Below are 6842 nucleotides of genomic sequence, written 5' to 3'. Positions count from 1 at the left end.
GATCGACAACAATCTTCTGGAGCGCGACATCAGGGTTTTTGCAACTGGCAGGAAGAGTTGGTTGTTCAGCGATACCGTGGACGGAGCCAAGGCCAGTGCCGTCGTCTACAGCCTGATGCTGACCTGCCGCGCCTCACGTGTCGAGCCGTTAGCGTGGTTGCGCCACGTCCTCACCGAATTGCCTCAGCGCGCCGGCGACGCCGATATTACCGACCTGCTGCCCTTCAACTTCCACAAAGCCGCCACTGCCTGAACGGACCGGTATCGCCCCGATACTAGGGCAATCCATCAAAACCGCCGGCGTCAACGTGCGGGGAAAATCGCGCTTACGTACGAGTTTAAGGCCAAAGTCGTGACAGAGGCGCTGGAGCCTGGCGCGAGCGTCTCGGCGATCGCTCGCCGGATTGGCATTCACCCGTCGCAGCTGTTTGCCTGGCGCCGTGATGCTCGGGCGGAACGACATTATCGCGAGCGGCACTCGAGTTGCGGGGGTGAGATGGCGTCTTTGTCAGGCGCAGTGATCGAAATTGCCATTGGCGAGGTGATCGTGCGCGCCGGCGTGGACGTCGACGAGGCGCATCTGCAGAGGGTAATCCGGGCGGTACGTTCGGCATGATCCCCTCTGGCGTGAAGGTGTTCCTGGCCAGCCATCCAGTCGACTTCCGCAAGGGTATCGATGGGCTTGTTGCGCTGGTACGCGATGCCGGCTCAGATCCGTTCGACGGTGCGCTTTATGTGTTCCGGGCCAAAAGGGCCGACAGAATCAAGATCGTATGGTGGGATGGCTCTGGCGTGTGCCTCTATTTAAAACGGCTTGAGAAGGCGAGGTTCTGCTGGCCGCGGATCGGACATCATCGGGTGCAGCTGAATGCTGCGCAGTTGATGGCCCTGGTCGATGGGATGGACTGGAAGCGGGTCCGGACCGCGGCGGTCAAGCCGCCGGAGATTGTTGGGTAAAAGCACTGCGGCGAAGTGAATCAGCGGCCTGAAAGGGCAAGAGAAACGGAGCAAGATGTGCTCTGGTCGGGTCAATGACGCCGCCCGATCTCAGCCTCCCGAATGACGTAGAGACGCTGAAGGCCATGGTTCTTGCCATGGCCGAGAAAGCGGCCCGCGCCGATGCTCTGGCGAGCGAAGTCGCCGATCTCAAGGCCCGCAACGCCGATGCCGATACGCGCATCGAGCGGCTGACGCAGATCCTGAAGGCCTTCGACCGCGCCCGGTTCGGCCGACGATCGGAAAAGCTCGGCTCGGCGAATGGCGACGATGAGCAGCAGGCCTTCGTCTTCGAGGAGATCGAGACCGGCATCGCTGCGATCAAGGCCCAGGTCAGCAAGGGCCGTGCGCAAGCGGATGGCAAGCGTGCACCGCGTCGGCGCAAGGGCTTTGCGCCCCATCTGGAACGGATCGAAACTGTCATTGAGCCGGAAGAGCTGGCTGAGCATGCCGGCAAGCAGAAAGTGCTGATCGGCGAGGACGTGTCGGAGCGCCTGGATGTGGTGCCGGCGAAGTTCCGTGTGATCGTCACGCGCCGTCCCAAGTATGCCTTCAAGAACGCGGACGGCGTGATCCAGGCGCCGGCCCCGGCCCACATCATCGAAGGAGGCATTCCAACGGAAGCGCTTCTGGCCCAGATCGCCGTCGCCAAATATGCCGACGGCCTGCCGCTCTACCGGCAGGAGGCGATCTACGCCCGCGACAAGGTCGAGTTAGACCGCCAGCTGATGGCGCAATGGATGGGCAAGCTCGGCTTCGAGCTGGAGATCCTGGCCGACTACATCTTCAGCGAGGTCAAGAAGGCCGAACGGGTCTTTGCCGACGAAACCACTTTGCCGACGCTCGCTCCGGGCTCCGGATCGACCAAGACGGCCTACTTATGGGCCTATGCCCGAGATGACCGAACCTTTGGCCGCAACGGTCCGCCGATGGTGGCTTATCGCTTCGAAGACAGCCGCTCCGGCGAATGCGCGGTCCGGCACCTCAATGGTTATCGCGGCATCCTGCAGGTGGATGGCTATGCCGCCTATAACAAGCTCGCGCGATCCGATCGCGGCAATGATGGCATCACATTGGCTGGCTGCTGGTCACACTGCAGACGCAAGTTCTACGAGCTGCATGTTGCAGGGAGCTCAGAAGTGGCAACGGCGACGGTCGAGCGGATGGCGAAGCTCTGGCAGATCGAGAAAACCGTGCGCGGTCAAAGCCCCGACGCTCGCGTTGCCGCGCGCCAGCAAACCTCCGCGGCGATCGTCGCAGATCTCTTCGATCTCTGGCAGCAGACCTTGCGGCGGATCTCCGGCAAATCAAAATTGGCCGAGGCGATCCGCTATGCCGTCTCGCGCCGTGCCATCTTCGAACGCTTCCTGACCGATGGACGTATCGAGCTCGACTCCAACATCGTCGAACGCGCCATCCGGCCACAAACAATCACGAGAAAGAATAGCCTCTTCGCCGGCAGCGACGTTGGCGCGTCATACTACTCATCTGGTGATGCCCTTATAAAGGAAGGCGATTTTGCTGAGGATCTCGAGATATCGGACGACGCGATCGTCTGGCATCGGCTTCGCGGCACACAGCGTCTCGCTGCAGGTCGGCGAGCCGCATAATCCAGGGCGCCCCGCCGCACAGCTGCCGGGCCGGAAGGGTACCACTGCTGACCATCCGATAGGCCGTCGTGCGGCTCACCTTCAGAATGTCGGCGGCTTCATCCAACGTCACTTCGGCGCGCTCGGCTCGTTCACCTTCGCGGTAGACAGGAATGCCGTTGGTGTTCCGGAGACTGCAGACGTTGGATCGTGTCCAACTCGCACCATGTGCAGTCAGCTTGCCGGACCGATTGAGGATCGCAGCGATTGCCGTGTCCGATAGTTGCCTCGCCAATACGCGAATGAGATCGAGGACATCGGCTTCGACCGTCCAGCGGGTCTGTCCGATCTTGTTCTTTTTGACCGTCAACTGAGTGTGGTCGCCGCCTTGCCAGTGTATGATGAGCGCCAATGTATTGCCCACGACATCGACGATGATCTCTTCGACAAACAGCCTGATGATCTTCTTGCGTGTCTCGATGGACGCCCCGGGACTGTTCCACGCCTTGGTCAAATCCTTGCCGAGAGTCATCAGCCTCGCGCGATCCGCGGCGGAAAGCGCTGGAGCATATTGCGCCTGTTTAAGGGTCTCGAGCTGCACCTCCAGGTCGCGCAGTTGAACCAGCTTCTCGTTCCAGCGCCGCTCCAACTCATTGGCAACTAGCCGGTTATCGGGATCGACGGCGTCGTACTGTCGCCGTGCCCGAGCAGCTTCGTATTGAGCGTGCTGGATTGCGTTCTCGATGTGTTGGCGCTTGTCGCAATGATGCACGCTCTGGGCGTCCATCGCGGCCAGCGCCGCTTCAATCCCAAGAGGCTGCACAGTTGATCGAGCACCTCCTGGGCGACGACGCGATCGACCCGCATGCCGCCAAAGCCGATACAGGTGTCGGCCGCTTTGGTGCCGAATGCCCCGCGGCAGGCATATCGCTGTGTGTTCCCGCCCTTTCCAGTGTACTGGATGTGCAGGCGTCGGCCACAGCGCGCGCAACGGAATAATCCCGGCAGCAGAGCCTCGCCGCGCCTTATCGAACCGCGACCCATATAGCTCTTTCCATTGGCGTTGTCGGCAATCAGGTGCTGATTCCTCTCGAACTCCGCCCAGGCGAGATAGCCCTCGTGATGGTCGTGGATCAAAACGTCCCAATCCCTCCAATTGCGTCGGAGTGTGTCGCGCATGATCCGCTTGCGCCCGTCCTTGATCGTCACCCGTGTCCCCCGCCGACCATAGGCGTAAGAGCCAGCGTACACCGGATTCGTCAGCATGTGGTGCAGCGTGTGATAGACGGGTGCCTTCCATTCGACTGGGCGTTTACCGCGACCTTGCACAATCGCTGGAACGAGGACGTTCTCCTGCCTGAACCAAAGCAGCACCTGCCGGATTGATTGGAGCTCGGCGAATTTGCGGAAGACGAGCAAGATGCCATCCTGGACGCGCCGATCAGGATCCTTCTCGATACGGCTGTCATCCGTCTTCACGTAGCCGACGGCGACCGTCAAATGAAGTTCGCCCCGCCGTGCCTTTTGGCGCATGGCTTCGACGGACCGCTGCCGGAAGATCGACAACTCCATCTCACTCATGGTGCCCTTCATGCCAAGCAACAGCCGATCATTGGGTGAGCGAGGATCGTAGATGGCTTCCTCGTCGACAATCAGCGTGTCGACCAGGCCGCAGAACTCCAGCAAAGTGTGCCAATCTCTGCCGTTCCGGGCAAGGCGTGATGCCTCGAGCGATACCACGGCGCCAACCCGTTCTTCGCAAATCGCGGACAGTAGCTTCTCGAAGCCCGGTCGGACCGTTCCGCCACCGGACCGGCCGAGATCATCATCGACAAGCTGGACATCTTCCCAGCCAAGCTGCCGCGCGCGTTCGACCAAGCCATACTGGCGTCGTTGGCTCTCGAGATTGTTGACGACCTGATACGCTGTGGATTGGCGGATGTACACGAAAGCGGCACGGGCCAGGTGCACGGGCGTGATCTTACTCATCGCCTGCTCCCTTTTTGCCGTTGGCCTGAGGCTCGTTGGCCGGCTTCGCCGCCGCTTCCGTTAGCAATACTCGCAGAAGCGCCACCGCCTTTTGTCGTTCGGCGCCACTCATATCGCCGGGCCGGGTTAGCGGAAGGAACAGATCCATTTGCGCACGACACTGCTTTCTCATTGTCGAATCCTCCGGGGCTTTCTTCCTCCGGGCGATAGGCTACGAGATGATCAAGCAGACTACGCAGTTGAATGAGCTGGCTGACGGGGAGGCGCGGCACCGTTACAATCTCCATCGAACATGCCGCCGGATCGAACATCCAGCCCGGCACCTGGAAGGAGCCGCCCTGCGGTTGCCGAATCAGGAAATAATGAACACCGTCGTGCTCATGGTCGCCGGTCACCAGGACCGTACGGCCGACCAGCGGGTGGTACGGATAGGCGATCACGGCTTCGAATGTCAGAAACCCGGCACTATGGCCCCGGCTCGGACGGCGGCGGACGAACCTGGGCGACCATCGCGACACTGCTGCAGACGGCGAAGATGAACAACGTCGATCCGTTCGCTTGGCTCGCCGTAACACTTCAGCGTATCGCCAACGGTTGGCCGAACAGCGAACTCGACGCGCTTATGCCATGGAACCACGCCGCCTGACGGCCTCAGCTTGCCGCTTACATTTGCGCCTGTAGCGCTCTTCGAAGATTTCGAGGAGATCAAGGCGCTGCTGGTCATTGAGGGTGTGGGTGCCCCAATCGTCGAGGATGAGCAACTGGACACGTGCAAGCTTATCGATGAGGCGCGGGAAGCGACCATCGAGACGGGCCATGGCGAGGTCTTCGAACAAGCGCGGCATACGCAAATAAAGGACGGAATGATCGAGCCTGGCCGCCTGGCGTCCGAAGGCACATGCCAACCAGGTTTTGCCAGTCCCGGACGAGCACGCGACATAGTACCCAAGAACATCCGTTCGAAGTTGTCATTCAATATCGACATCATCCACGCGCTGGTGAGCGCCTCATTGCTTTGAGGCGCGTCATTCACGGGGCTCGCCATCACTTCGTGATCGAACAGCCCGACGGCTCTCGCGCCTTGCTGCCGGCATGGATGATTGAGAATTCCGCCGCGGCACTGCCGACGGTTGAAGTCCCTCGGCTTCCCCTGGATTCGTTGCGCGAACTTCGCGGCCTCGTTGATGCACAGCGCGTATCGTCGTCACCATCATCTGGAACGAGTCGGACGGTTGGAGGTGATGATGGAACAGCAATGGCGACAGCTCGATCTGCCGGCGGTCACGGCAGGCACAGTCCAGCACCAGCGGCTCGATCCGCTGATTCGTTTGGAAGTCACAAGTCTGCTCAAACTTCTTCTCGACGAATGCAGCACCGCCCGCGCAAAGGTGACGGAGGCGGACAATGAATAAGATAACGTCTGATCATTTATCACGCAGCGCCTATGTCTATGTGCGGCAATCGACCCCGGACCAACTCGTCAATAATCCTGAGAGCCGTCGGCGTCAGTACGCGCTCGCAACTCGCGCACAGCTGCTTGGCTGGGAAAACGTCATCGTCATCGATGATGACCTTGGTCGCTCGGGGGGCGGCACAGCGCGTCCCGGCTTTGAGCGCTTGCTGACCGCGATCTGCACCGGAAGCGCCGGCGCTGTGCTGGCCGTCGAGGCTTCCCGCCTGGCCCGTAATGGCCGCGACTGGCACACACTTCTGGAGTTCTGCACGCTGGTGAACAGCCTGATCATTGATGAGGACGGCGTTTACGATCCAAAGCTCACCAATGACCGACTGCTGCTAGGTATGAAGGGGACGTTCAGTGAACTGGAACTAACGATCTTGCGCCAGCGCTCACAAGAAGCACTGCGCCTCAAGGCAGTACGTGGCGATCTTCACACGAGTGTGGCCGTCGGCTACGTGCGCAGCAGCGACGACAGGCTTGAGCTGGATCCGGACAGGCGGGTGCGCGAGGCGCTCCATTTGGCGTTCTGTAAGTTTGCCGAGTTTGGCAGCGTGCGCCAGGTCGCGATTTGGTTGTGCGATAACGGCATCAAGATGCCGATTGTCGTGTATGGTCCACGCGGCCGAATGGTGGAGTGGCGGCTGCTGCGCGGCGGCGTTATCCCGCATCGCTGTCTTCAGCAACGCAGGGGGTGCAATGGATAATGGAACCCAAGGCGACATCGGCTTTCTTGTGCATCCGGAAGAACGCTCTTGGTCAGCTAGCCGTCAGCCAGGCGGTCTATCCAGAGAGGCTGCGCATTCTCGACT

General features: G+C 60.7%; 9 protein-coding genes and 2 pseudogenes. 7 read left to right on the top strand and 4 right to left on the bottom strand.

Annotation, left to right across the window (positions count from 1 at the left end; translation table 11 throughout):
* The 4 genes from K288_RS0136060 to K288_RS47585 form a co-directional block, all read left to right on the top strand.
* The coding region (locus K288_RS0136060) for a transposase domain-containing protein (RefSeq protein ID WP_027583890.1) at positions 1–253 on the top strand (253 nt) is incomplete at its 5' end.
* A 30-nt stretch (positions 254–283) separates the two neighbouring features.
* Positions 284–616: a transposase gene (locus K288_RS47590; protein WP_051334924.1), complete on the top strand. Its 333-nt coding sequence runs from the start codon at positions 284–286 to the stop codon at positions 614–616.
* Between the two features lie 11 nt (positions 617–627).
* Positions 628–957 carry an IS66 family insertion sequence element accessory protein TnpB gene (gene tnpB / locus K288_RS0136050; protein ID WP_201449775.1) on the top strand — a complete coding sequence of 110 codons (330 nt, stop codon included), beginning with the start codon at positions 628–630 and terminating at the stop codon, positions 955–957.
* A 74-nt stretch (positions 958–1031) separates the two neighbouring features.
* A complete protein-coding gene (locus K288_RS47585) occupies positions 1032–2606 on the top strand; it encodes an IS66 family transposase (RefSeq protein WP_343209247.1) in 1575 nt (524 codons plus the stop codon).
* On the opposite strand, the gene K288_RS55700 is transcribed toward K288_RS47585, so the two are convergent.
* From K288_RS55700 to K288_RS51165, 3 genes are read right to left on the bottom strand one after another with little or no spacing between them, the layout of a single operon-like run.
* Entirely contained in the window at positions 2497–3234 is a 738-nt protein-coding gene (locus tag K288_RS55700) for a helix-turn-helix domain-containing protein (protein ID WP_244443388.1), read from the bottom strand. The genes K288_RS47585 and K288_RS55700 overlap by 110 nt on opposite strands.
* Positions 3235–3245: 11 nt before the next feature.
* Complete coding sequence (locus tag K288_RS54310) at positions 3246–4574, bottom strand: recombinase family protein (protein WP_201449774.1); 1329 nt, start codon at positions 4572–4574, stop codon at positions 3246–3248.
* Positions 4571–5014 carry a hypothetical protein gene (locus tag K288_RS51165; protein WP_244443387.1) on the bottom strand — a complete coding sequence of 148 codons (444 nt, stop codon included), beginning with the start codon at positions 5012–5014 and terminating at the stop codon, positions 4571–4573. The genes K288_RS54310 and K288_RS51165 overlap by 4 nt, the downstream gene beginning before the upstream one ends.
* Before the next feature lie 35 nt (positions 5015–5049).
* Between K288_RS51165 and K288_RS0136030 the strand changes: the two are divergent.
* Positions 5050–5220, top strand: a pseudogene (locus tag K288_RS0136030) (transposase domain-containing protein); the annotation flags it as partial.
* A gap of 22 nt (positions 5221–5242) precedes the next feature.
* Here the strand turns inward: K288_RS0136030 and K288_RS51160 are convergent.
* Positions 5243–5500 (bottom strand): annotated as a pseudogene (locus tag K288_RS51160) (ATP-binding protein); the annotation flags it as partial.
* 318 nt (positions 5501–5818) lie between these two features.
* Between K288_RS51160 and K288_RS53785 the strand changes: the two are divergent.
* Both K288_RS53785 and K288_RS47575 read left to right on the top strand, forming a co-directional pair.
* A complete protein-coding gene (locus K288_RS53785) occupies positions 5819–5986 on the top strand; it encodes a hypothetical protein (protein WP_160169040.1) in 168 nt (55 codons plus the stop codon).
* The gene (locus tag K288_RS47575) at positions 5979–6737 is read left to right on the top strand and encodes a recombinase family protein (RefSeq protein ID WP_084799983.1); all 759 of its coding nucleotides are present in this window, start codon (positions 5979–5981) and stop codon (positions 6735–6737) included. The genes K288_RS53785 and K288_RS47575 overlap by 8 nt, the downstream gene beginning before the upstream one ends.
* Positions 6738–6842 lie beyond the last annotated feature (105 nt).

It is taken from the genome of Bradyrhizobium sp. Ai1a-2 (assembly GCF_000426245.1).
In the GTDB taxonomy this organism is placed as follows: domain Bacteria; phylum Pseudomonadota; class Alphaproteobacteria; order Rhizobiales; family Xanthobacteraceae; genus Bradyrhizobium.
Note: the sequence above shows the minus strand (reverse complement) of the source record. Positions and strands in the feature narration are given on the sequence as shown.